This window comes from Parabacteroides sp. CAG:2 (assembly GCF_000436315.1).
GTDB classification, from domain to species: domain Bacteria; phylum Bacteroidota; class Bacteroidia; order Bacteroidales; family Tannerellaceae; genus Parabacteroides; species Parabacteroides distasonis.
The window spans coordinates 45,386-69,773 of the sequence record NZ_FR885321.1 but is presented as its reverse complement, the minus strand read 5'-3'; the positions used below and the strand labels follow the sequence as shown (position 1 = coordinate 69,773).

Annotated in this window: 25 protein-coding genes and 2 tRNA genes; 9 read left to right on the top strand and 18 right to left on the bottom strand. The window is 44.1% G+C overall.

What is annotated here, in order from left to right; genetic code table 11:
• Window positions 1-1,745 (bottom strand): glycogen debranching enzyme N-terminal domain-containing protein (locus tag QVP94_RS14540; protein WP_288213288.1); only part of this gene is annotated, 1,745 nt, incomplete at its 3' end.
• A gap of 406 nt (window positions 1,746-2,151) precedes the next feature.
• Here QVP94_RS14540 and QVP94_RS14535 point away from each other — a divergent pair.
• The 4 genes from QVP94_RS14535 (at window position 2,152) to QVP94_RS14520 (ending at window position 6,973) form a co-directional block, all read left to right on the top strand.
• A complete protein-coding gene (locus QVP94_RS14535; protein WP_008780785.1) occupies window positions 2,152-4,251 on the top strand; it encodes a M3 family metallopeptidase in 2,100 nt (699 codons plus the stop codon).
• An 80-nt stretch (window positions 4,252-4,331) separates the two neighbouring features.
• Window positions 4,332-4,766 (top strand): deoxycytidylate deaminase, encoded by a 435-nt coding sequence (locus QVP94_RS14530; RefSeq protein ID WP_008778036.1) that lies wholly within the window; start codon window positions 4,332-4,334, stop codon window positions 4,764-4,766.
• 13 nt (window positions 4,767-4,779) lie between these two features.
• On the top strand, window positions 4,780-6,513 hold the full coding sequence (locus QVP94_RS14525) for a S41 family peptidase (protein ID WP_008780784.1): 1,734 nt from the start codon (window positions 4,780-4,782) through the stop codon (window positions 6,511-6,513).
• Window positions 6,458-6,973: a 5-formyltetrahydrofolate cyclo-ligase gene (locus tag QVP94_RS14520; protein WP_022192887.1), complete on the top strand. Its 516-nt coding sequence runs from the start codon at window positions 6,458-6,460 to the stop codon at window positions 6,971-6,973. Before QVP94_RS14525 ends, QVP94_RS14520 begins: the two co-directional genes overlap by 56 nt.
• Before the next feature lie 109 nt (window positions 6,974-7,082).
• Here QVP94_RS14520 and QVP94_RS14515 read toward each other — a convergent pair whose 3' ends face one another.
• Both QVP94_RS14515 and recF read right to left on the bottom strand, forming a co-directional pair.
• Window positions 7,083-7,376, bottom strand: coding sequence for a DciA family protein (locus QVP94_RS14515; RefSeq protein ID WP_005865842.1), 294 nt, complete (start codon window positions 7,374-7,376; stop codon window positions 7,083-7,085).
• 2 nt (window positions 7,377-7,378) lie between these two features.
• Window positions 7,379-8,476: a DNA replication/repair protein RecF gene (gene recF, locus QVP94_RS14510; RefSeq protein WP_022192886.1), complete on the bottom strand. Its 1,098-nt coding sequence runs from the start codon at window positions 8,474-8,476 to the stop codon at window positions 7,379-7,381.
• Between the two features lie 148 nt (window positions 8,477-8,624).
• Here recF and QVP94_RS14505 point away from each other — a divergent pair, with 148 nt between their 5' ends.
• From QVP94_RS14505 to QVP94_RS14485, 5 genes are all read left to right on the top strand, one after another.
• A complete protein-coding gene (locus QVP94_RS14505; protein WP_005861596.1) occupies window positions 8,625-9,308 on the top strand; it encodes a tetratricopeptide repeat protein in 684 nt (227 codons plus the stop codon).
• Between the two features lie 76 nt (window positions 9,309-9,384).
• Entirely contained in the window at window positions 9,385-9,867 is a 483-nt protein-coding gene (gene ribH / locus QVP94_RS14500) for a 6,7-dimethyl-8-ribityllumazine synthase (protein WP_008774114.1), read from the top strand.
• A 54-nt stretch (window positions 9,868-9,921) separates the two neighbouring features.
• Window positions 9,922-10,004: transfer RNA gene (locus QVP94_RS14495), tRNA-Tyr, on the top strand.
• Between the two features lie 60 nt (window positions 10,005-10,064).
• Window positions 10,065-10,137: transfer RNA gene (locus QVP94_RS14490), tRNA-Gly, on the top strand.
• Window positions 10,138-10,250: 113 nt separating this feature from the next.
• Complete coding sequence (locus QVP94_RS14485; RefSeq protein ID WP_008774115.1) at window positions 10,251-10,583, top strand: hypothetical protein; 333 nt, start codon at window positions 10,251-10,253, stop codon at window positions 10,581-10,583.
• 9 nt (window positions 10,584-10,592) lie between these two features.
• On the opposite strand, the gene QVP94_RS14480 is transcribed toward QVP94_RS14485, so the two are convergent.
• The 15 genes from QVP94_RS14480 to QVP94_RS14410 all read right to left on the bottom strand — a co-directional run bounded on the left by QVP94_RS14480 (window position 10,593) and on the right by QVP94_RS14410 (window position 24,388).
• Window positions 10,593-10,793 carry a hypothetical protein gene (locus QVP94_RS14480; RefSeq protein WP_005861590.1) on the bottom strand — a complete coding sequence of 67 codons (201 nt, stop codon included), beginning with the start codon at window positions 10,791-10,793 and terminating at the stop codon, window positions 10,593-10,595.
• A 51-nt stretch (window positions 10,794-10,844) separates the two neighbouring features.
• Complete coding sequence (locus QVP94_RS14475; protein WP_008774116.1) at window positions 10,845-11,165, bottom strand: DUF4491 family protein; 321 nt, start codon at window positions 11,163-11,165, stop codon at window positions 10,845-10,847.
• Between the two features lie 291 nt (window positions 11,166-11,456).
• Window positions 11,457-11,840 carry a preprotein translocase subunit SecG gene (secG, locus tag QVP94_RS14470; protein ID WP_022192885.1) on the bottom strand — a complete coding sequence of 128 codons (384 nt, stop codon included), beginning with the start codon at window positions 11,838-11,840 and terminating at the stop codon, window positions 11,457-11,459.
• A gap of 7 nt (window positions 11,841-11,847) precedes the next feature.
• Window positions 11,848-12,615, bottom strand: a complete 768-nt coding sequence (locus QVP94_RS14465; protein WP_022192884.1) for a DUF8458 domain-containing protein — start codon at window positions 12,613-12,615, stop codon at window positions 11,848-11,850.
• A 1-nt stretch (window position 12,616) separates the two neighbouring features.
• Window positions 12,617-13,153, bottom strand: coding sequence for an LptE family protein (locus tag QVP94_RS14460; protein ID WP_005861582.1), 537 nt, complete (start codon window positions 13,151-13,153; stop codon window positions 12,617-12,619).
• A gap of 4 nt (window positions 13,154-13,157) precedes the next feature.
• Window positions 13,158-14,348, bottom strand: coding sequence for a sigma-54 interaction domain-containing protein (locus QVP94_RS14455; protein ID WP_005865833.1), 1,191 nt, complete (start codon window positions 14,346-14,348; stop codon window positions 13,158-13,160).
• 104 nt (window positions 14,349-14,452) lie between these two features.
• Window positions 14,453-15,280, bottom strand: a complete 828-nt coding sequence (locus tag QVP94_RS14450) for a lysophospholipid acyltransferase family protein (RefSeq protein WP_005861578.1) — start codon at window positions 15,278-15,280, stop codon at window positions 14,453-14,455.
• A 3-nt stretch (window positions 15,281-15,283) separates the two neighbouring features.
• A complete protein-coding gene (locus QVP94_RS14445; protein WP_005861576.1) occupies window positions 15,284-16,171 on the bottom strand; it encodes a CDP-alcohol phosphatidyltransferase family protein in 888 nt (295 codons plus the stop codon).
• A gap of 7 nt (window positions 16,172-16,178) precedes the next feature.
• Entirely contained in the window at window positions 16,179-16,907 is a 729-nt protein-coding gene (locus tag QVP94_RS14440) for an SDR family NAD(P)-dependent oxidoreductase (protein WP_005861574.1), read from the bottom strand.
• A gap of 11 nt (window positions 16,908-16,918) precedes the next feature.
• Complete coding sequence (locus QVP94_RS14435) at window positions 16,919-17,386, bottom strand: FAD synthase family protein (protein ID WP_005861572.1); 468 nt, start codon at window positions 17,384-17,386, stop codon at window positions 16,919-16,921.
• Window positions 17,387-17,554: 168 nt separating this feature from the next.
• Window positions 17,555-18,664, bottom strand: coding sequence for a 4-hydroxythreonine-4-phosphate dehydrogenase PdxA (gene pdxA / locus QVP94_RS14430; RefSeq protein ID WP_022192883.1), 1,110 nt, complete (start codon window positions 18,662-18,664; stop codon window positions 17,555-17,557).
• Between the two features lie 16 nt (window positions 18,665-18,680).
• The gene (locus QVP94_RS14425; RefSeq protein ID WP_005861568.1) at window positions 18,681-19,718 is read right to left on the bottom strand and encodes a DUF4837 family protein; all 1,038 of its coding nucleotides are present in this window, start codon (window positions 19,716-19,718) and stop codon (window positions 18,681-18,683) included.
• A gap of 16 nt (window positions 19,719-19,734) precedes the next feature.
• A complete protein-coding gene (gene rlmN / locus QVP94_RS14420; RefSeq protein ID WP_005861566.1) occupies window positions 19,735-20,766 on the bottom strand; it encodes a dual-specificity RNA methyltransferase RlmN in 1,032 nt (343 codons plus the stop codon).
• A 136-nt stretch (window positions 20,767-20,902) separates the two neighbouring features.
• Window positions 20,903-23,038 carry a peptidylprolyl isomerase gene (locus tag QVP94_RS14415; protein ID WP_005861564.1) on the bottom strand — a complete coding sequence of 712 codons (2,136 nt, stop codon included), beginning with the start codon at window positions 23,036-23,038 and terminating at the stop codon, window positions 20,903-20,905.
• A 96-nt stretch (window positions 23,039-23,134) separates the two neighbouring features.
• On the bottom strand, window positions 23,135-24,388 hold the full coding sequence (locus tag QVP94_RS14410) for a hemolysin family protein (RefSeq protein ID WP_005861562.1): 1,254 nt from the start codon (window positions 24,386-24,388) through the stop codon (window positions 23,135-23,137).

Sequence of the window (24,388 nt, the reverse complement as noted above, 5' to 3'; positions counted from 1 at the left end):
CTCTTTCCGAATACACGCAAATAAGCTTCCAAATAGGCGCCTAACAACCACGGCCAAGCAGTACCTTGGTGATAAGCCAAATCTCGTTCATATTGCGGCCCCACATAATACGGGCGATATCCTTCGCTCTTCGGACTCAAGGAACGCAAGCCCTTCGGGGTAAGCAACTCTTTCGTCACGATATCCACTACGGCACGTTTCTGCATCCTCGTCAATGGGGAATAAGGCAATGCCACAGCGAAAATCATATTAGGCCGTACGCTCCAATCTACCGTAGAACCATTCACGGAATCGAACAAATAATTATACCCGTTCACAAAGGTTTCCGGGAACGATTTATCCATCGACTTGATAATCGGATCAATACCCTCGACAGGTACTCCCCCCATCAATTCTGTATAGAAACAAAGAGCATTATACCAAAGAGCGTTAAATTCCACTATATAACCGGAACGAGTTACAACAGGTTTTCCGTTTACGGTAGAATTCATCCAAGTAATCGCCTTATCTTTTCCATTAGCGAAAAGTAAACCATTCTCCATCAATTTCATATCGGGATGTTTCTGGTCCCGTATATAATCGATAACTTCTTTCACGAAATCGCCATATAGCTCACGTGCCTTTTCAACGCCTTCATGCTTAGCATACTGTTGGATCGCCCAGATCGCCCATAAAAAGACATCCGGATGCTCGATCTCACGAATCACCGCATCGAAACGCCCATTCTCCATATACGCCCGCATCGCCGGCATCGCCGTATGCATGATCTTCTCAAAACGAACCGGATCATCGATAGACAACGTACTACCCGGAAGAGCTACGAACAAATCTCTCGCACGTACTTTAAACCATGGATAGCCCGCTAATAGATAAGCGTCGTCTTCCTTGGGACGAAAATAAAATTGCTGAGCGGAATTCTTCAAGCAATTGAAGAAGCTAGTACGAGGTGTACGAGCTACGACCTCATTCTCATACAGTGCCTTCAAGCGGGTAGTTGCCACTGCACTATCGCCAGCGCTGAAAATAATAGTCTCCCCTTTTTTGATAGGGACCTCGAAATATCCGGGAACATACAAATCCTCCTGATAAGGATATCCCCTCTCTTGTTCTTTCGGATACTCGATGCCATTGTACCAATACGGCTCATACACAAATTTAACTTTCTTGTTAAATTGCATATACAGTTCCGGATAACCGGGATACATACATGTCTTGATTCCGTTTGTGACTTCCTCGTAAGATTGGTTCACGTTACCATTGGCTTGCGTTAAGTTCTTCACGCTACGGAAAGCGAGGAAAGGACGGAAACGTAAGGTCGTAGCGGAATGAGCATCTTCCAACGTATACTTAATCATGATACGATTCTCGTACATGGAAAACACTTTCTCTTTCGAGAAGATCACACCTCCTACACGGTAAAGCGTACGAGGTACTGTCTCTGAGCTATACTCGCGGATGTACTTATGTCCCTTGGGACTGAAATTATCACCTGCATATTTATGCAACCCAAGATTAAATTCGGCACCATGTTGAATTACCGTCTCATCAAAAGAAGACAGTAACACATGGTTGTCATCATCAATCGCAGGCACAGGCATAACGAGTAGTCCGTGGTATTTCCTGGTATTACAATCAACAACAGTAGTGCAGTGATAGGCTCCCAAACGGTTGGTTCGAAGCACCTCACGAGTCAGCGACTCTTCCAGGTTTATCATTACTGTTTTGTCAAATTTAAGATAACTCATATGTGTATTTGGGTTTTAAGTTACTTTCTTTAATATCAAAATGAAATTATTTTCGTTTCTGAGAATCAAAAGTATTATTTAATAACTAAAAAAACAAACTGTCTTTTATATTTATTTAGAAAAAAAGGCATCCTTCTTCTACGATAAACTTATAGATCAAGGCTTTAAAAAGAAAGGTGCTCTAAAGGAGTGTTTTCAAACATATAAATTTTTGTTAAATCAATCCTATTATCATATTCATCAAAGCTCAAAATCAAGGTACAGCCCCCCGAAAACAAGCCTCGGTTTAGTCATAGGAAATGTTCTATTTTTCATTTTAAATCAATCTGAATATAAAAACAGATGCCTATAATGTTCCTGTGATTAAAATGCCTACCTTTGCGGAAATTTTCAAACAATTTTTAATATGAGGAAGTTATTATATAATGTAGTAATTTTATTAAGCGCAATTCAAATGACACACGCAGCAAATAACCCTTTCTTCGGGAAGTTTAAAACACCGTTCGAGACCCCTCCTTTCGATAAGATCAAGATCGAGCATTATGAGCCCGCTTTCGACGAAGGAATCAAGCAAATGGAAAAAGAGGTGCAAGAGATCGCCAATAACCCGCAACCGGCTACTTTCGAGAATACGGTAGTAGCTCTGGAACGTAGCGGCAAATTATTAGAAACAGTCTCTTCTGTTTTTTTTAATGTATTAGGGGCAGAGGCTAACGACGAAATGATGGAAATCTCGCAACGTGTCTCCCCGAAGTTATCCCAGACATCCAATAACATCTTCTTAAATGAGAAGCTACTTGCTCGGGTCAAATCAATCTATGATAAAAAAGAACAATTGAACCTTTCTACCGAGGATGCTAAATTGCTGGAAGACCTTTACGAGTCGTTTAAAGCGAATGGGGCTACGTTAAATAAAGATGACAAGGAAAAATACCGCAAGCTAAGTATGGACCTAAGCATGTTAACCTTGCAGTTCGATCAAAACGCCTTGAAAGATAAAAACCGGTTCGAATTACTAATAACGGACGAGAACGAACTATCCGGCTTACCCGAAAGTGCTCGTGACGCAGCGGCCATGTTAGCCAAAAGTAAAGATAAAAACGGATGGTTATTCAATCTCTCGGCTCCGAGTTACATTCCATTTATGCGTTATTCCGACAAGCGTGATTTGCGAGAAAAAATGTATCGTGAATACATGAGCGTAGGAAATAAAGGGGATGAGTTCGACAATAAGGACATTATCAAAAAGATCGTTAATATCCGCCTAGAGATCGCCCAGTTGATGGGATTCAAGAATTACGCCGAATATGCGCTGGAACACACGATGGCTAAAAACTCAGCGAACGTATACAAATTATTGAATCAGTTACTCGAAGCTTATAAACCGATAGCGATCAATGAATACAATGCAGTAGAAGGATTCGCATTAGGTACAGAGAAAGAGAATATCACCGTTATGCCTTGGGACTGGAGTTATTATTCCGAGAAGTTACGGGATATCCGCTTCAAGGTAAACGACGAGATGACTCGCCCTTATTTCGAGTTAAGCAACGTAAAGAAAGGCGTATTCGGATTAGCTACCCAGCTCTACGGTATCACCTTTAAGGAAAACAAGAAAATCCCGGTTTATCATCCGGAAGTAGACGCTTACGAGGTATACGATGCTGATGGCAAGTTTCTAGCGATCCTTTACACGGACTTCTTCCCTCGTGACGGAAAACAATCCGGCGCTTGGATGAACAATATCAAGGCTCAATACAAAGATAAAGACGGAAAAGATAGCCGTCCTCAGATCGTTATCGTGATGAACTTTACCCGTCCGACAGACACGAAGCCCTCTTTGTTAAGTTTCGACGAGGTGAACACGCTCTTGCATGAGTTCGGGCACTCCTTGCACGGCATGCTAGCGCAAGGAACATATTCCAGCCTTTCGGGAACCAGCGTTTATCGTGATTTCGTAGAATTACCTTCCCAGATCATGGAGAACTGGTTGACTGAAAAAGAGTTCTTAGATCAGATCGCCGTTCATTATCAGACCGGAGAGAAAATCCCGCAAGAGATGATACAAAGCTTGGTAAACGCCTCTAACTTCAACGCCGGCTACCTTTGCTGCCGCCAATTAAGCTTTGGCTTGCTGGATATGGCATGGCATACGTTGGAGCAACCTTTCGACGGTGACGTAGCGGCATTCGAGAAAAAAGCTTGGGCTCCGACCGTAATCATGCCGGAAGTACCGGAAGCCTTGATGGGCACAAGCTTCGGACATATCTTCTCCGGAGGATACGCGGCAGGCTATTACGGATATAAATGGGCCGAGGTATTAGATGCCGATGCTTTCTCCGTTTTCAAATCGAAAGGAATCTTCAACAAAGAGGTCGCTAAATCTTTCCGTGACAATATCTTATCCAAAGGTGGTACAGAAGATCCCGCCGTGTTATACAAGCGTTTCCGTGGACAAGAGCCTACGATAGACGCCTTATTAATCCGTAATGGTATTAAGAAGTAATAATTTACCGGGCTTATCGCCCGGTAAATCTAAATAATCACTACCTTTGTGTCTGGATTAAAAGACAAAAGAGTAAACAAATGTGCGAGAAAACAGAAAAACAGCACGAATTAGATAAACGTTACCTGCGAATGGCCGCTATCTGGGCCGAGAATTCGTACTGTAAACGACGCCAAGTGGGCGCATTATTAGTAAAAGATAAAATGATCATATCCGACGGATACAATGGAACACCCGCCGGTTTTGAAAATGTTTGCGAAGACGAGAATAATGTCACCAAGCCTTATGTTCTACACGCGGAGGCTAACGCCATCACAAAAGTGGCAGCCTCATCGAACAGCAGTAAAGGAGCGACCATTTATGTGACCTCCTCCCCTTGCATTGAATGCGCAAAATTAATCATACAATCCGGGATCAAGCGAGTGGTCTATTCCGAGAATTATCGCATAGCGGACGGCTGCGAATTATTGAAGCGTGCCGGTATCATAGTAGATTATATAGATTTGAACGAATAAATAAAACGTTTTTATGGATAAAAACAAAAGACTGACCGTATGGCTCCCGGTTATCATCGCGGCTAGTATCGCTTTAGGTATCTTTATTGGGAACCATTATTTATCTATCAGTCAAGGAAAAAAACGGTCCTACTCCAGCGGTAACAAGATAAATGCCATCTTGGACATTATCGACGAGCAATATGTTGACACGGTTAGCATGTCTAAGCTGGTAGAGAGTACGATCCCGAAAATATTCAGTGAATTAGACCCTCACTCCGTATATATCCCCGCCGAAGACGCTTCCGTGGTGAATGAGGAGCTGGAAGGTTCTTTCAGTGGTATTGGCGTATCATTTAATATGCAAACCGATACGATCCTAGTGATCAGCGTAATTAGCGGTGGTCCCGCAGAGAAAGCAGGTTTACTGCCCTTCGACCGGATCATCTCGATCAATGATTCTATTTTCTCCGGTAAGAAAAAGAACCAAGGAGAGATCATGAAGACACTCCGGGGCGCAAAGAACAGTACGGTGAAACTAGGCGTACAGCGAGGAAATTCTCCTGAGTTGCTCTATTTTGACGTAACCCGTGGAGATGTCCCTGTTAATTCGGTCGATGTTTCTTTCGAAGCGGCTAAAGGTATAGGTTACATCAAGGTTAGCAAATTCGCCCGGAATACTTATAATGAGTTCATCACGGCGATCGCCAAGCTGAAACAAGCGGGCTGTACCTCTTTCGTGATCGACTTACGGGGTAATACCGGCGGATATATGGATGCCGCTATCAATATGATTAACGAGTTTATGCCGGAAGGACGCTTGATCGTCTACACGGAAGGTAAGTCGTTCCCCCGTTCCGACGTATACGCAAACGGAACCGGAACTTGTAAAGACGCCCCGATCGTAGTATTGACCGATGAGATCTCGGCTTCCGCCAGTGAGATATTCTCCGGAGCGATCCAAGATAACGACCGTGGTACGATTATCGGACGAAGAACGTATGGCAAGGGTCTGGTACAAACTCAAATGTCATTGAGCGACGGTTCAGAGATGCGATTGACCATCGCCCGTTATTACACGCCGTCCGGTCGCTGCATCCAGAAGAAATATGAGATGGGTAATACGGACGCTTACGACCAAGATATCTATAACCGATATATGCACGGCGAGTTCGACTCGGCCGATAGCATCAAGATGGATGATTCCTTGAAATACCAGACCGTAGGCGGACGTACCGTATACGGCGGGGGCGGTATCATGCCAGATATCTTTATCCCTCGTGACACGAGCGGCGTTACCTCTTACTACTCAAATGTGGTAAATAGCGGCGTGCTTTACCTGTATGCGCTCGAGTACTCAGACCGCCATCGGGAGAAACTAGGCTCATTCAAGACTTGGGAGGAATTATATAATTACTTGCAGCAACAACCGCTCCTTTCCGACTTCGTGAACTTCGCCGCTACCAAGGGCATCAAGAGACGTCCTACATTAATTAATATATCCGGCAAGTTAATCGAGAACCAATTGCAAGCGTATATCGTAAGGAATTTCTTCGACGAGGCGGGCTTCTACCCCATTTTCCTAAAAGATGACGTTACCTTATTACGTGCGATCAAGATCTTGCAAGAGGGAAAATCTGTGCCGAATGCGGAACTATTAAAACAATCAGCGAATGGAGACTTACACAGCCAAGCAGGCCCTACGAAAAGATATGGCCTCTCGAAAAAAAGAATATTCGAGGATTACCTTGTGCGAGCTATCGGATAAGATCATGGACCGCTTGGAACAGACGGAACTGTTCCAAGCGGCTTCTTGCATCGCCCTTTATCACGCCATACCGGGAGAAGTACAGACCGCCGGCTTTATCGAGAAATGGTACCAGAAGAAAAAGCTTCTGTTGCCCTTGATCGTCGGTGATGATTTGAGATTGCTTCTTTACGAAGGACCGGAATCCCTAAAACCCGGACCTTTCGGAATATTAGAGCCTAAGGCGGACGGCATAGAAGTTCCAAAGAATGAGATAGACTTGATTATCGTGCCCGGAGTCGCCTTTGACAAAGACAAGAACCGCATGGGACGAGGGAGGGGATTCTACGACCGCCTTCTTTCCACGCTCAACGCTCCCAAGGTTGGCATATGCTTCGGGTTCCAGATGATACCACAGGTTCCGGTAGAGCCACTCGACAAGAAAATGGATTACGTAATAACAGAAGACACCATCTATTGATCTCTCCGCAGAATATATACTTACTGGGTCAAGCCATATATACTTACCGGGGCTGGGCAGTATATGTTACTTGACCCAGTAAGTAATATTGCGAATGGTAAAGCCACACTCAATGAAAAACGATATTGGTAATGACCGAGGCACCCGCGTAATCATTCAAGCTTTTCACCAACCGTTCCCGGCAAAGCGTCAACTCGCTACGAAGTACAGAGGAAGTCAATGAGACATGAAGCACCTTATCACGTACATATATATTACGTGTGTACTGCATGATCGTAGGCCCTAAAACTTCTCCCCACGCACGTTGGACCCGGATCTCCATCATTTTCTCGTACAACTCGGTATTATCCTCGAAAAAGTCACGAAGCACTTCCCCCAATGTCTGTGTATTTCTTCTCTGCATTCTTATTCCTCCATAGGTTGTACCTCGCCACGTTCCACACGGAAGAGAGCATAGTCATGATTCATAGCCAATAAGATCTCATCCAGATACTTCCGGTTCGTATCCGTAATAAAAATCTGCCCGAAGCCATTCTCGCTGACCAGTTTGATGATCTGCTCCACACGGCTAGCGTCCAGCTTATCGAAAATATCATCCAACAGCAAGATAGGTGTAGTCTGTCCCCGTTTATTTAGGAAAGCGAACTGAGCGAGTTTCAAGGCGATCAGATACGTCTTATTCTGTCCTTGCGAACCAACCCGGCGAATCAGGTACCCGCCCAACGTCATTTCCAGCTCATCCTTATGGATACCGGAAGAGGTATAGCCCAATATACGATCCCGTTCCCGGCTCATCGCCAATTTACCGGCAAGCTCCGTTTCCTCCAATTGCGAGATATAATGTAGCCCTACCTCCTCGGCAGAGCCGCAGATCGTCTGGTAGTACTCATTAAAGATCGGGGTAAAATCCTCCACCAGTTTTTTCCGCTTCTCGTAAACGATTTGGCCGTACATACCCAGCTGCATCTCCAATACCTCATAAAGAGAGGCATCCATGCTCTGATCTTTCAGCAACGTATTCCGTTGGAGCAACGCTTTATTATATTGGATAAGCGCATGCAGATAAGGCTTGTCCTGCTGCGAGATGATTAAGTCCAGAAAACGGCGTCGCTCATCGCTTCCCCCCCGGATCAAGTCGGCATCAGCCGGAGAAACCATGACCAACGGTAATAGGCCGATATGCTCGGACAGCTTGTCGTACTCCTTCTTATTCCGTTTGAACTGTTTGCGTTGCCTACGCCGCATGGCACAGAAAATCTCCTCCTCACGTCCCTCATAATCATAGTTACCCTGCACCACGCAAATATCTTGATCACTGTTTATTATCTGGCTATCAGGCGTATTGACATGACTCTTGCAAAATGAGAGATAATGAATGGCATCCAATAGATTCGTCTTCCCCATCCCGTTATTGCCGAAAAAGCAATTCATCTTGGGCGAGAAAATAACCTCAGACTGAAGTATATTTTTGTAATTGAGAACAGAAAGCTTCTTTAGTATCATCTAAACCGTATTAATCGTACAAAATTAAAAAATATACTTCTAAGTATAGATTATATCAGTAAAAAAAACTACTTTTGCGCTTTGAATCGCCAACCATATGGTATGGCTTAAAATCAGCGATAAAATTAATAAATAACTATAACACATTATGGCTACTAAAGAAAAGGACACCAACAAGGAGTTAGAAGTAGAAGAGATTGTCTCCAAATCGGAGCAATTCATTGAAAACAATTCAAAGAAGATTATTTACGGTATAATAGCTGTCGCACTCGTTGTTGGAGCTGTTTTGGGAATCAAGCATGGTTATTTAGTTCCTCAGGAGAAAAAAGCCGCCGCCGCCATGTTCAAGGGCGAGCAATACTTCGCCAGAGATTCTTTCGCCTTGGCTTTAAACGGCAATGGAGCTGACTATGAAGGTTTCGAGGCTATCATCGACCAATATGGAAGCACGGACGCCGGAAACTTGGCGAAGGCTTACGCAGGTATCTGTTACTACAAGATGGGCGATACACAGAAGGCGCTCGATTTATTGAAATCTTTCAGCGGAAAGGACCAAATGGTATCTCCGGCGGTTACAGGCTTGATCGGTGATTGCTACGTGAACATGGGTAATACGAAAGAAGGAATCAGCTATTTCGAGAAAGCCGCTAAGGAGGCCGACAATGAGGTTATCAGCCCGATTTACTTGAAGAAGGCCGGTATCGCTTACGAGAACTTGAAAGAGTATGACAAGGCTGTAAAGGCTTACACGACTATCAAGGACAAGTATTACACTTCCATGGAGGCATCCGATATCGATAAGTATATCACCCGTGCTTCGGCAGGAAAATAAATAAACAGTATATTATATAGTATAACAGAGGATGTCTCGGTCAAACAAGGCATCCTCTTCTTTTAAAGAGACAAGTATGGCTACAGCTTATCAGAATTTATCCGAGTACGACTTCAACAGCGTACCCGATGCTTCAGAGATGAACATCGGCATCGTAGTTGCGGAATGGAACAAGAACATTACCGAGAAGTTATTGGAAGGTGCTTGCAACACGCTTGAAAAGCACGGGGTGAAACCGGAGAACATCGTAGTTAAACGAGTTCCGGGTAGTTTTGAACTGACTTTTGGAGCCAAAAGATTGGCCGAGACTAAAGAATTAGACGCCGTGATCGTTCTGGGATGCGTCGTAAGAGGCGATACACCACATTTTGATTACGTTTGTTCCGGCGTTACGCAAGGCATTACAGAATTGAATTTAATGTACGATATTCCTTTCATTTTCGGCCTGTTAACTACCGACACCATGCAGCAATCCGAGGATCGTGCGGGAGGTAGATATGGCAATAAAGGGGACGAGGCAGCGGTTACCGCAATAAAAATGGTAAATTTTTCTGCCTAAACGCTTGCAGGTTTCAAAATAAATCGTACCTTTGCACTGCAATTAAGAACAAGGGGGCAGTTACCAGAGTGGCCAAATGGGGCTGACTGTAACTCAGCTGGCTTTCGCCTTCGGTGGTTCGAATCCATCACTGCCCACCTTAATTGATCGGTTCACTATGTGAACCAATTCTTTCGAAAACCGAAAGAATACATATTGCGGAAGTAGCTCAGTTGATAGAGCATTAGCCTTCCAAGCTGAGGGTCGCGGGTTTGAGCCCCGTCTTCCGCTCTAGGAAAAGAGGAAAATCGAAAGGTTTTCCTCTTTTTTTATATCCTCACGATACTATATATCCGGGATAATGTCTACTTTAGCCCCCAATACAACAAATAACAAAAAGAGAGATGAAGATGGTGAAAGGGATATACGTGTTGCTGACAATGTTCCTATTGATGGGATGCGCTACGGTAATGAATCCTTATAAAATGGATAACCGGATGCATAAGATAGAGCTAGGGATGACCAAGCAAAAGGTTATATCGATACTAGGAAAGGATTTTGAGTCGGCTGGCGCACGAATAACCCCGGACGGCCCCATAGAGAGTATCAGTTATAAGACGGTCACCATGACGATAGCCGACTACTCTGAAGGCTACTACATCCTAAGCTTCAAGAATGGGATACTGGTAGAATGGTTCAAGGAAAAGACACCGATCAATAACAATACAGCGAACTAAGGTCTCCTTTTAGGCTACTAAAAACAAATAAGGCAGATGCCTCTGGGCATCTGCCTTCATTCTTTTACGATTATAAACTTTCTTCGATACATGAATCCGGTTATGACTGACCGGTCTGCCGTGGTTTTCTAACTCGGCCTCACGACTGCCTTTCCGGTTAGCCTTTATGTACTCGACTAACGGATCTTGCTTTTTTCTCTTTGTCTTCATAGCTTTATTGCTTTTATATCGCTTTCACGAGCGCAAAGATACGAAAAGAATTCATTTCACCTCACTATCGTCCCAAGGGTATTTTCTTTTCGGATTTCTAGGGAACCAACCTTTCTGCACACGCTCCTCCTGCTCGAAAATCTCCTTGATCGTCCAGAACGATGAGAAGGCGAATACGCCGCAAATAGCGGACACAAACACGCTGTCTATAAACAGGGAGGCTATCACTCCTAAAATCCCCAAGACAAGGAATATCCACCAGCATTTCGTCCCCCAATAATACTCGGCCTTCACGACTACCGGATGAAACAGACCGATAATCAAAAATGTAACGATACCGATCAACAACCCATCAAAATTTATCATATCCATATCTGAGTATTTATACTTATTACTATTATATGTAACAAATATACGAACAATATTCCACTTAACTGATCATTTCTTTCTATGAAGAGATAGAAGCCCCTATTCGCAATAATCGTCTCACAAAGATGAAACGATCTTTTCATATACGTGATACGATCTTTTCACCCTTGTGATACGATCTTTTCACATAGGTGAAAAGATTAAGAGATAAAGAAGCTTCCACTTAAAGTAGCACAAAAAAAGCCACATCCATTGTTAGTGGATATGGCTTCTATATTATTCTCAAATACAATCTTATTTGTTGCTTTCCTCCGCAGGTGTAGTAGTAGCGGGAGTTTCCTCTGCCGGAACTGCCGGTTGTTGCGCTGTACCAAAGTCCGGAGCGATCGTATTCGGATCGATAGAGACAGCGTCGTTCACTTGTTGCTTGATCTCTGATTGAGCGGCATGCTCAGTTCTGGGGATAAATGCGGTAATCACGATACTCAGTACGATTACGGCACCCGCCAAACTCCAAGTAGCTTTCTCCAAAAAGTCTGTGGTCTTACGTACACCCATGATTTGGTTAGAAGAAGAGAATCCTGAAGCCAAACCTCCACCTTTTGAGTTCTGGATCAACACGATCAAGATTAATAGTATAGAGGCAATCAGGATTAAGATAGAAATAAATACGTACATCTTAGTTTTATTTTTTAGTGTTAATAATCAACTTTTCCAAAAATCTGATTTGGTCTGCAAAGTAAACATTTTTTTCTGGATATTTCAAGCTTAAGTTTTTAATAATTTGCAAAGCCTTATCATATCGCTTCTGTTTTATATAAATCCGGGCTAAAGTTTCCGTAAGGCACGAGTCTTCCAGCGATTTGGACTGTTCATCATCCAAATCTTTCACCGACTCTGGAGTCTCCGCACGGCTGGTTTCCTCACGGATTTCCAGCCCGCTACCCGGCATACGCTGTTGGTCATTTTTAATGAACGAATCGATCAAGTCGTGATGTCGAAGCCTATTCTCCGCATCCTCTCCAGATGGCTTCTCTTCTTCCTCTTTCGATAATGACCAAAACATATAATCTGACGATACCGATGGCTGGAACAGGAACGGGGCTTCTTTCTTAGGCTCCGGTTCCTCGTTACGGTTAGAGAGGAATGCGTCTATCAAGGAGAAAGTATCCTCTTTTCGCATATCCGGCTCATGCTCCACACGGGAGTTCAAGCCATATTTATCTCCCTCTATCAGTTGGAACAGCTTTTTCCGATCCGGCAAGAATATCGCCATCTTCTCCAGCTCCGAGGTAAAACTCATATCATTTAATACGGCCAGATTCTTTAGATACAACATCCGTGCCACTTGAAAATACGGGTAATCCTCCACGATTCGTCGCAACTCAAGAAGAGTCCCCTCGGTCAATTCCGAAGGCTCCTCCATCAAACGATATAAATCCTCCGCCCTCATTCTACCAATTGGCAACCGTAGCGTTATAGATTTGGTCTACTATTTCCTCTATGATTTCCTCGCATAATGTTCCCTCTACCTGCTGCGGCATCAAGTTACTGTCGAACTCGCGGTAAGCGGAGAACGACTGCTCAAAATCCTCATCCGGGTTAACCCGGTTGGAGTAACGAACCCGCACCGTGATCGTCAACCTCGTCTGCGAGGCGATAGCATCCTCCTTCACGGCCATTGGAGCGAAATCGTAACCAGTGATCTCACCCTCCAACTCAAGGTCGCCATTGCTCGGAACCAGTTGCAGACGAGTCTGACGGATGTAAATATCCTTCAAATCCTCCGTAAACTGCGGCGCAAGGGTCGGATTCACGTAGGGAGCTTGGTTCGTGAAGTCACGAATCGTAATGGTCTTCACCTTCGTATAATCGATAGAGGCTCCATTAAACTTATAGGAAATAGAGCAAGCCGTAGCCAATACCGTCAAAAATGAGAGTATAAGCCAATTGGCTGCCGACAAACGTATGTTGACAATCTTCTTTAGCATATTTTTATTCCAAATTGTATTCCTTGATTTTTCGATATAACGTACGCTCCGATATCTTCAAGTCGGCCGCCGCGTTCTTCCGTCGCCCGTTATGCTTCTCCAGAGCCTTACGGATCATCTCCTTCTCCACCTCTTCCAAGGATAAAGTCTCCTCTTCCACATCCTCGGCATCTTGGATCGTCGGGTGCATGGCATGAACCGCCGCCGGATGGATCGGATGCGCGTAAGGGGTATCGTCCGCCACCGTTGGCATCGGGATATTCCCTCCCATGATATCATGCACTAATTTCTTTAGCTCGTTCACGTCCTTTTTCATATCGAACAAGACTTGATAAAGGATCTCCCGCTCGCTGTTAAATATCTTTTGATCCGGATCTTGCTTCACCAATACCGGATATTTCTCAACATTTACGTTCGGCAGATAAAGGCGCAGGACATCCGCCGTTATATCCCGTGTCTCCTCGATTACGGAGATACGTTCCGTGATATTTTTCAACTCACGCACGTTACCCGGCCAACGGTAAGAAACCAATAATTGACGGGCCTCATCATCCAAGCGGATCGGCGGCATCCGGTATTTCTCGGCGCAATCACTGGCGAACTTACGAAATAATAAGACGATATCTTCCGGACGCTCCCGCAAGGGAGGCACTTGAATAGGCACCGTATTCAAACGATAGTACAAATCCTCCCGGAATTTACCTTCCGAAACCGCCTGCACTAAATTCACGTTCGTAGCGGCAACGATACGAACGTTCGTCTTCTGTACCTTGGAGGAACCGACCTTGATAAACTCACCCGTCTCCAACACACGAAGCAAGCGTGCTTGCGTAGGAGTTGGCAACTCTCCTACCTCATCCAAGAAGATCGTTCCACCGTCCGCTACCTCGAAATACCCTTTACGGTCGGCCAACGCCCCGGTAAAAGAACCTTTCTCGTGCCCGAAAAGCTCCGAATCTATCGTCCCTTCCGGAATAGCGCCACAGTTTACGGCTATATATTGTCCATGCTTACGCTGACTGTTCTGGTGAATAATTTGCGGGAAAGTCTCCTTTCCGACACCACTCTCTCCTGTAATAAGAACAGATAAGTCGGTTGGCGCTACCTGGAGCGCAACATCGATCGCACGATTTAATCCGGGGTTATTACCAATAATCCCAAAACGCTGTTTTATCTGTTGTACATCAACCTTCATCACTCTTTCACTTTTAAAATCTGTAATTATTTCAGTTACTCTGCCAAAATTACAAATCTTAATTCAAACTACCACTATTGATAACAGATTCTATCGGTCGTTTCTTATTTTTTAGCACCATATGTACGTTTATACAAGAACTCGGCAAGATCCTTGTCTTCCGGGATGGCGGCGATCTCTTCCGGCGAGATAGGCTCACCGATATATACATCCGCTTTCTTTCCACGCTTATTGAAAGCCTCTGTAGGAATACGCAAGGTACGTATTTGCCAGCTGATATTCCCTAGCCAATAGAAAAAATGGGTATTTTGGAAATCAAAATAAACAGGGTATACCGGTGCTTTCGCCTTACGAACTAAGCGGATCACGCTATGCGCCCACGATAAATCCCGTACCTGTTTCTCTTTTTTATTATAAAATGAGATCGCTCCAGCAGGGAAGAAACCCATCGGATGACCTTCTTTCAAGCGTTGCAGGGATAGTCGAACGCCATTGACATTCGCCGGATTCGCCCCTCGCTTGTGGGAATCGGGCACCACGGATATGAAATTATCCTCCATCGCCCCGATCTTGGTCAAGATGCCATTCACCATCACCTTAAAGTCCGGACGGCGGGAAGCGAAAATATCAATCAGCATGATTCCATCCAACGACCCGATCGGATGGTTGGAAACGGTAACAAAAGCCCCTTCCGGCAGATGATCTAAAATCTCCTTATTATGAACCTCATAGCTGAGATCGATAATGGGGTCATGCAATAAAGCGGAAGTAAACTCAGCGCCCCGTAAATGACAATTCCGGGCATGTACCTTATTAACCAGATCCACACGTAAGCACTTTATCAGCAACTTACCTAACCATGTCCCCACTCGCCCCTTGAAGAACGGGGCCATCTCTTGCAAATCGTAAATGTCAACAACACTCTTCTTCATACTTTATCCTAAAAACGAGGCACACATCTTCTCATGTTTCCTCATCACTATCGCTAGTACGATGTTCAACACGATGATCTCGTATAGGTAATAAGCCCAGACCTGTCCCGTTAGTACGATCACAAACATAACCATCGTCCGGCCATTAAAGGTCAACAAGTCTATGTAACGCATTAAATGACGACTCTGTTTACGAAAGTCCACACGGATATTCTCCGGAATATTATCCCCATACTTCGCGTGCAAATTTTGTAACATACTCTGTAAGGTAGGCGTAGCCTTCACTTGCAACATCGTATACCAACGATATAAGAAGTAGAAAAACTTGTTAATGCCATACTTCATCTCCTTATGTTTCGCCTCCACCTGTTCCAAAGACTGAAACTCCGAGCCTTTATCCTTACTGATAAAATAAAGGTGAAGCGTCTTATAATAATCCGTGATATTCGCTTGGACTAAATGAGACAGACCGGATAAGACCGCCAAGGCAAAGAACCAATCCGTACCGTAATCATGAGACAAACGAAGAGCGAATCCGATATAGATCGAAGCGAACCAGATATCCCCGGCGAATCCGTCCAAGATACGCCCGATAGCGGACTTGATCCCTGTAAGACGTGCCAGCTGCCCATCCACGCAGTCGAGGATATTGGCAAATACCAACAATAATATACCGCAGATATTATATGTCAAATTATCGTGATAAAACATAAATCCGACCGCCGCACCCACGAAGATCGAGATAACCGTAATCATATTCGGGGTAATCCCTGTGCCTCGCAACATACGAGCAATACGAAATCCTATCGGACGATAAAAAATTCGGTCTATCTTATTTTCTGTTTCTATCGACTTTAACGATGCTTCGTATTCCTTATCCAACTCGCTCATTTGTTTCTTATTTATACGAGTAACCGCCATCCACAACGACTACCTCGCCATTAAAATAACTATTCTCTATCAACATTTTATAAACTTCCGCCAATTCATCCGGGTCGCAGAACCGTCCCAAAGAGACCTTGTTCTCTATATTCCGACGGATCTCGGCAGGCTTTGTTTTCTGCCATTCCGTATCGACAAAACCGGGAGCCACGGCATTCACACGCAGTTCATAGGGAACTAAGAACTTCACCATGTTTTTGACCAGCGCATGAACAGCACTTTTCGTCACCCCATATGCCAAGGATACCGAATGAGGCTGTATTCCCATCAAGGAACCCGTAAACACGATACTTCCCCCCTTATTAATCCGTCCAACAATCTTCTGTAAAAGGAAGATCGGGAAATGGATATTAGCAAAGAAAACCCGGTCCCAATCCTCGAATGAAAGTTCCTCAAAAGGATCCCGACAGGTCATTCCCGCATTGAACACAAGGCCGTCCAAACGTAGCCTATTCTCCTCCAAGAAAGAATCGATAACCCCGATCGTATTCCGATCCGAGATATCGGCCCGCAGAATAGAAACCTGTATATCGAAACGCCCCACCAACTCGCTACGTACCTCCTCGGCGGTCGCTTGGTCGGAAGCATAAGTCAGTATAAGGTTATATCCGGCCTTTCCTAAACAGGACGCTACCGCCTTTCCTATCCCTTTTGTCCCACCGGTAATTAAAATAAATTTATCCATGAAACTGATCGTTATTTAGCGGCAGATCCTTTCACTGTTTCCGGCTTCGCCTGACGTTGGGTTGTCAGATTCGCCTCATAAGAATCATGTATCGTTTTTTTCAGATTCGAGGAGGAAACCCCCGTTCCGTAAGGGAAATAAAATACCTGAACGCCTAAATCTTTCAGATAGTCGTACTTTCCGAACCAGTCATCACCTACCACGAAAGCGTCGATATTCAGCTTCTTCACGATTTCCGTATGATCCAAGGAATGTTGTGGAATAACGATATCGGGAGTCTTCAACGCCTCGATGATCTGCAAACGTTCATGGAACGGAATGATCGGCTTCGCTTTATAAGAAGAGACCAACTCATCTGTACTAACCCCGACGATCAATATATCCGCCAAACTACGGGCGTAATTGATCATCCTAAGATGATTATAATGGAACATATCAAACGTCCCGGATGTATATACTATCGTTTTGTCTTTAAACATAATCGTAATTTTCGTTTTAAACCGCAAACTTACGCAAACTTTTCCTATCTTAAAAGTTTAAAACCAAAAAGCGTCCCACGCCCCATACAAAAATGTCATGTCAATAACATCCATTCGTTATTAACATGACATTTTATGTATTTATTGAAACTTGTCAGGAAAGATCTACTATAATCCGTCCGTATCGTCGTCTTTCGTCAAATCCAATTTCTCATTATCTCCCCCCCTATCGAAATATTGCTTACGCAACGGGTTGGCGGTAGCCTCCTGATAACGCAACCGGTTCCGGTAGATATCCAACGCCGCATATAAGGCTTGGCGGAACGACTCTTCCGAGGCCACGTTCTGCCCGGCTATGTCATAAGCAGTTCCGTGTGCCGGAGAAGTCCGTACGATCGGCAATCCTGCCGTATAGTTCACCCCGTCATCCATCGCCAACGTCTTGAAAGGAGCGAGCCCTTGATCATGATACATCGCTAAGACACCATCAAATTTATCATACATCTGCGAACCAAAGAAACCGTCAGCCGCATAAGGGCCAAATGACATTACGCCTTTTTTCTCCGCCTCTTGCATTGCCGGTATGATAATCGTCTCCTCTTCCGTACCCAGCAATCCGGCATCACCCGCATGAGGGTTTAAGGAAAGAACCGCGATGCGTGGCTTCACAATACCGAAGTCTTGCTTTAACGACTGATTGAAAATACGCAGCTTATTCACGATATCGCCCACGTTGAGGGAAGACGCAACTTGCGACAATGGAATATGCCCCGTCACCAAAGCGACACGAAGATCATCTTTCATCAAGATCATCAAGGCTTTTTTATCCAAGCCACCGAAGCATTTCTCCAAATACTCAGTATGCCCGGGAAAATGAAAATCCTCGTTCTGGATATTATGTTTATTGATCGGGGCGGTAAGCAGTACATCCACTACTCCCCGCTTCATATCCGTAACCGCCGCTTCCAACGCCTTGAAAGCCGACTCACCGGCAACCGGCGTAGATTTCGACAACTCCACCTTGGTCTCGTCCTCCACGCAGTTAATAATGTTCACCCGGTTTACTCCCGCATCCTCCGCATGTGAAATAATATTCATATTGATAGGAGGAAGCTCCAATGCCTTCCGGTGATAAGCGGCTATCTTGGACGAGCCATAGATAATCGGCGTGCAAAGCTCCGCCATGCGGGTATCGGAAAAGGTCTTTAATATCACCTCATAGCCGATACCATTTATATCTCCGTGGGTGATCCCCACTTTAATCAGTCGTTCTTCCATATATTTTGTTTGTTTATTACTTTTTCTCTTTTGGGATATCCAATGTCTCAGTTACCGGTTCATCAAATTCACCCGGCAAACGTAACGTAAATAAGGCAGCTTCTATTCTACGCATGAAATTACGCTTGTCTGTCTCCGGAGCATACACAAATCCCTCGGCTACAACCACACGATGATTCTTTTCATCCAAGCGGGTGTGGCTTACGAACGGGCCTCCCATCATATCGCCTTGCATTCTCCACAAACCGCGCATCACGCCACAATATTTACCATTTAAGGTTATTGGCGTATACTCCACTCCCGCACGCGTTTCTGTTTGCATATAGGAACCCGGGAACGAACCCGGCAGATTCGCCTTCAATACAGAATCTCGTTTAGCGACCAGATATTCCTCCGTAAACGTATTCGGATCAGTATAAGGGAAAGTATATACGATTAAGTCCATACGGCCTGTGTTAGCGTTATTGGAAGACCAGAAGAAATCTGTCGTATCCTTATAGTACGTGAAGTTTGCCGGAGCGTTTAACATCACGTTCAGGTCGCTTTTCAGGTTATCCATAACCACCATACTATATTCCTTTTGTAATTGCTCTATCGCACGATTCATCTCCACCTTTACGAAGAAGTTGACCAACGCCTTCTCATGGGTCTTTGAATACTCGACGATCGACTCCGTATTAGGAGCTTTCAGCGAAACAACCACCTGTCCTCTAGCCCAGACATTATTCTCGTAGCCTACAGAAACTTTCGTATAAGCGGTGGGATCTATCGTAACCACTAATATATTCCTTACATACCGTAACAGACCTGTAAAATCCTTTGGTTGTACGTAGGTAATCTTCAAAGAAGGCTCGGCTTGCGGCAGTCCGGGCACCGAAGAGGCCAACTCAGACTTTATGGCTTCTCCCGCAGGGCCTTTCCAATCCTTTTGATCCATAACCACGACAACCTCATATGCGAAGCCCGTAGCTTGAGTCATCACAGAACCCGAATTACATGCTCCCATCAAAACAAGAAGCAGCAACATACCGATGAATAAAGAACGTGTTTTCATACCCGTGTGTTTTATATTATACAAATGTAACATTTTTTGCGGTAGAAAGCATTCCACAAGCGGCGAAAATATCCTCCCCTCGTGATGCCCTTATCGTACATACAACTCCTTTGGCGTTTAAGAAATCCCGGAACGCCTCCATTTTAGCGATATCGGAAGTCTCTAAAGACACATTCGGTATCGCATGAAAACGGATCAAGTTTACCCGACAAGGTATTCCACCTAATAAACAACTCAAAGCTTCGGCATGTTTCAAGCTATCGTTCAAATTTTTAAAAACAATGTACTCAAAAGAGACACGTCGTTGATGCGAAAAATCATATTGTTTGATTAAATCGATCACCTCCCTCGCTGGGAATGCCTTTTCAACCGGCATCAAGGAAAGACGTTCCATAGGATAGGGCGAGTGCAGACTTACGGCCAGATGACATTCGCTCTCCTCTAAAAAGCGTTTCAAGCCTTTCGTCACACCGATGGTTGAAACCGTGATACGCTTCGGGCTCCACGCATATCCATACGGGGCCGTGAGTATTTCCAAAACCTTGAAAAGCTCGTCTACGTTATCCAGTGGCTCCCCCATTCCCATGAAAACGATATTCGTCAATGAATCGTTTTCCGGCAAAGACTGGATCTGGTTCAATATCTGGTTCGCTGTCAGGTTTGCCGTGAAGCCTTGTTTTCCCGTCATACAAAACAAGCAATTCATTTTGCATCCGACTTGAGAAGAGACGCAAAGAGTCGCCCGATCATCCGTAGGAATATAAACAGACTCAACAAAACGCCCCGGTCCGGCAGCATATAGATATTTGATCGTACCGTCTTTCGACTTTTGATACTCAGATGGCGGATAAGCCCCGATCTCGAATGAATCCTCTAATAAAGCACGTTTGGCTACCGCTATATTCGTCATCTCCGAAATCCGGGTTATTTTCTTCTTATAAATCCAATCGGCCATTTGCTTAGCCGCATATGCGGGAAGACCCACCTCAGACGCTACACCTTTCAGTTCCTCCAAGGTCATCCCTAATAATTGTCTTTTGTCAACCATTCTATCGATATTTTCTTATTCGCGAAAGTACGAGAAATATTCCACAAAATAAAGATCCCCTGTTTTGTCGTCAAGATATATTTATTTTGACGGCAAAACAGGGGATCTTTTTTATCTTAAGTATAAATACTCTTTATTAATAGAAACGGATACGGTTGTCTTCCACCTTAGCGTTGTTGACCATAGATTGGATAGCTTGGAATCCTACACGATACGCATTCGAAGCATCCAACGCACGGATTTCCTCAGCCTCGTTGAACTCCTTACCATCTTTATTTCTTGCGTATACTTTGAACACATATACACCGTTGTTACCTTTAACCGGAGCACTTACTTGGTCAACTTGAGCCATAGAAACCATAGCGTTCAAGTTCGGTTCGATACCGATACCAGCGATACGGCGAGTACCAAAGTTCACGAACTTCACAGAGTCTACAGAAGAACCCATCGTTTCAGCATATGCCTCAACTGAAGTTAAATTCTTAGCAGCCAATTCCTGAGCGATCTTATCGCCTTTCTTCTGGGCAGCCAATTCAGCTCTCAAAGCCGGAGCGACCATATCAACCGGACGATACCCCTCGGAAATACTTCCTTCTACAGCAGCCACGACAAATTTATCACTACACTCGAAGATCTCAGAGATAGAACCTTTATCGTTCTGGAACGCCCAACGAATTACCGGACGTGAATTCTTGATAGAACCTAACAACTGATCATCTGTAGTAACCGTTGCACCTGAAATCAAGTTATAACCGGCTTCCTTCGCATTCTCCTCCAATTTAGCCATAGAGTTGTTCTTAGATACGAACTGATTCAACTCATTGTAGATGTTGCTATAGGTCTTAGAGCTAGGAGATACAGTCATGTCGATATCTGCGATCTTATATTTTTCAACATTTCCTGTTTTCTCTGTTACTTTTACAAGGTGAGTACCATATAAAGATTTCACAACCGCTACCTCATTCAATGGAGTTGAGAAGACAGCCTTCTTAAAATCATCATTCACACCTCTCAAAGCGGTAACCTCTGTAAACCAACCTAGTTCACCACCATTCTCGGCAGCTTGGTCTGCTGAGTATTTCTTAGCTAATTCAGCGAAATTAGCGCCACCTTTCAACGCCCCCATCAAGCTATCAGCCAAAGCTGTTGTCTCAGCCTCAGATTTACCGGCCAACATGATGTGGCTAACTTTTACTGAGTCCGGAGCGACCGTCTTATCGACTAGCTTAAACATTCTGTATTTGTCATTCTCGAATACAGGACCATAAACAGCGCCAACCTCAGAAGTCGTAGCGAATTGTTTCATCTCAGGATCCAAAGCCTTCTCCGTGAAGAAAGCGTCAACATAAGGAACCTCAGAGTTCTCGTTTACTACATCAGCCACTCTTTCAGACGTAGCTAGCTCCTCTTTCAAGCTCTCGATCTCGGCCTGTGCCTTATCATAATCCTCTTTACTCGGACGGATATCTACGGCGATATATTTAATTACCTTAGATTCTTTTTGTTTATAAAGCTCCTTGCGTTGGTTATACAATTTCTCGATCTCGCTCTTGCTTACCTCAATCGTTGAATCCGGAATCGTAGCATATGATTGCATAGCGTAAATGATATCCGAATTCTCGGCATTATCATTATAAGCTTCCTTAGCGTCCAATGAATTCGCGGAAATAGCCTTACTCAATAATGTCGTATATTTTTGCTCCAAACGTTGACGTTTGATGTTCTTCTCCCAGAACAACCAGAAGTTCTTAGCTTGAATCAGCTGTGCCTGTTGATCTGCCGGATAGCTAGCGATATTATCGGAATCGATTTGTTTCAAGAAATTCAACAAAGCGGCCTTATCAAAAGCACCAGTCTGAGGATTCGTAAACATTTGCATTTGTTGGATCAACGGAGAGATATTCTCACCTTGAACCATATCAAACAATTCTTCCGGACTTACTCCCATACCTAATTTAGCAGTAGCCTCGTCCAACACGACCTCTTGTACCATCGCATCGAATACGGACTGGCGAATCTGTGTCATATATTCCTCGGGCAGGCTGGCTGAACCGGATTGCATCTTATACATCTCGGCCATCTCATCAACGCGACCTTGATAATCTTGAATTTTTACAACCTCTCCATCAATCTCGGCGATCCGTTCCTGTGATTGCCTAAAATAAGTAGAACCAGAGTTTAAAAAGTCTCCAATGATAAAAGCGAACAATGCCAAACCCACCACGAGTACCAGCAGTCCTGCTTTGCTTCTAATTTTTTCCAGCGTAGCCATTTATCTTTATTATTTTTTAAAGTTTATTATTTCACATTTTAAGGGCACAAAGATATGAAAAAAAGGAAATTCCACAGCATATAATCCTTTTTTTTATCAAATCCCTACTTTCATACGTACAAGTTCGATCTTCGTAGCCGTTACTTTGATTATCTTAAACGAATATTTATCGATCTGGACAGTCTCGTTCAATTTCGGGAATTTTTGATAGAAGTGCAAGATAAAACCGGCGATGGTGACATAATCATCCGACTCAGGAAGATCCAACCCGAACATTTCGTTCAAGGTATCAATCTCCATCCTACCCGACAGCAAATACTCATTGTCCGATACTTTTTTAGCCACATGCGACTTCATATCGTGCTCGTCCTCAATCTCTCCGAAAATCTCCTCCACCAAATCCTCAAGTGTCACGATACCCGACGTACCGCCAAACTCATCCACGACAACAGCCAAGCTCTTCTTCTCTTGCATCAGCAGTTTCATCAGTTTATTCGCTGCCATCGTCTCCGGAACGATCGATACGCTACGGATATGCTGGGTCCAATCCTCCGGATTCTTGAAAAGCTCGGAAGAATGGATATATCCGATAATGTTGTCAATATTCTCGTTATACACCAATATTTTCGAAAGTCCTGTCTCGATAAACTTAGAACGCAATTCCTCCATCGTAGCCGACGTATCACAGGCTACGATCTCCGTCCGGGGCACGATACAATCCCTCAAACGGACATTCGAGAAGTCTAAGGCATTCTGGAAAATCTTAACCTCCGTATCCATATCCGAATTTTGAGGTGCATCTTCCAGACTTTGCTGTATAAAATAATCCAAGTCTACCTTGCCTAATGCCTGAGGTGAACTTTTCAAGTTCTTCACGCCCCCTAACTTCAAAATCAAAAAAGATAGCAGGGAAGAGAACTTGGAGACCGGATACAGGATGATATATATAATAAATAATGGTATCGCAAATATATTGAGTGATAAATTAGGATTCAACTTAAATATGGTCTTGGGAATAAACTCCCCGGCAAACAAGATCAAGATCGTAGATATCACGGATTGGATAAAAACGATCAATGCCTCATTCGCAACCACCTTGGCTATAAACGGCTCCAATACGATTGCCATCTGAAGACCATAAACGACCAACGCAATATTATTTCCTACCAACATGGTAGAGATAAACAAATTTGGATTACGATAGAAAATACCCAGTATCTTACTGGATAGACTACGTTCCTTCTTATCCAGCTCGAAACGAAGCTTATTGGAGGAGATAAAAGCGATCTCCATCCCGGAAAAGAATGCGGAAAATGCGAGGGAAATTAAAATATAAGTCAGCGTCCCCAC